Consider the following 1,097-nt stretch of genomic DNA (forward strand, 5'->3'; position numbering starts at 1 on the left):
CGCGCACGGCCGCAACATCATGCACGCCCTCACCGAACTCGCCACCGGCCGTCCCTGGCTACCCGCAACCGGAACGACCACCTGATCAGTCACCTTTTGCTCTGTGATAAACGACAGGGCCTGCCAACCGTAAAACCTCCCTGAGAAATGGCGCGTGCTGCATCCGCACGCCCGACATGACGGAGGTGCGGTCGGATGGCCGAAGGTGAGCCGGATTCCCCGGCAAGCCCGGACGGTGGGCGGGCGTGGTGGAGCCGCGCCGCCTGCGCCGGACATGACCCCGAGTGGTGGTCCGACGACTGGACGAAACGGGCGGAGGCGATCTCCATCTGCCTCACCTGCCCAGTCACGCAGCAGTGCGTACGGGACGCGACGCTGCATGGCGACACCGGCGTCATCCGGGGCGGCATGCTGTTCGAGCAGCGGCGGGGCCAGTTGCAGACCATCCCCCTCGTCTGCGACTCGTGCGGCGGTCAGCCGGCCGTGTCGAGCCGCAACAACCGGGCCGGGCTGTGTCAGCGTTGCCGCCGCTACGGCCGGCGCCAGGCACAGCGTAACTTTCAGGAGGCGAGCTGACGCCAACCCGGCTACGCGCTGCGGTCAGGCATCGAGGGCGCGATCTCGCAGGCAGCGCGAGGGTTCGGTCTACGTCGGTCCCGCTATTGATCTCAGCCTCGCACCTGCCGAGGACGGCTGCGCGGGACGTCTGGTGCCGCTGCCGGCCGATCATGACTGTAGGAGCGCTGTCGAGCCGGCCGGGAGGTCGTGGGGCTCCCCGTCGGCGCGCCGTGCGGCGCACCGGGGCGAGGGCCAGCAGTGGGCCGAGGATGCCGACGACCCGGTGCGCGGCGGAGTGCGACACCCCGAACAGCGGACCGACCTGTCGCATCGTCAGGCTGGTGCGCCAGTACGCGGCGACCAGCAGCACCCGGTCGGGCAGGTCGAGGGCCGAATGCCGGCCCGTCTGCGCTGGTAGTGGGATGGTCCGGGCTCGGGCTGTTCGTGAGCAATGCTCGAAACCTGTGGATGAGCGTCGGGAGGCGTACCCTCCCGGCGACGCTCCATGTCCAAGGAATCGAGTAGAGCCCGCGCGCCAA

Annotated in this window: 1 protein-coding gene and 1 pseudogene; one reads left to right on the forward strand and one right to left on the reverse strand. The window is 69.7% G+C overall.

Annotated elements, in window-relative coordinates:
* Positions 1–195: 195 nt before the first annotated feature.
* Positions 196–576 (forward strand): WhiB family transcriptional regulator, encoded by a 381-nt coding sequence (locus tag AB0G14_RS35855; RefSeq protein ID WP_357705279.1) that lies wholly within the window; start codon positions 196–198, stop codon positions 574–576.
* A gap of 214 nt (positions 577–790) precedes the next feature.
* On the opposite strand, the pseudogene AB0G14_RS35860 reads toward AB0G14_RS35855, so the two are convergent.
* Positions 791–946 (reverse strand): annotated as a pseudogene (locus AB0G14_RS35860) (transposase family protein); the annotation flags it as partial.
* Positions 947–1,097: the final 151 nt, after the last annotated feature.

It is taken from the genome of Micromonospora sp. NPDC023814 (genome assembly GCF_040639595.1).
Lineage (GTDB): Bacteria > Actinomycetota > Actinomycetes > Mycobacteriales > Micromonosporaceae > Micromonospora.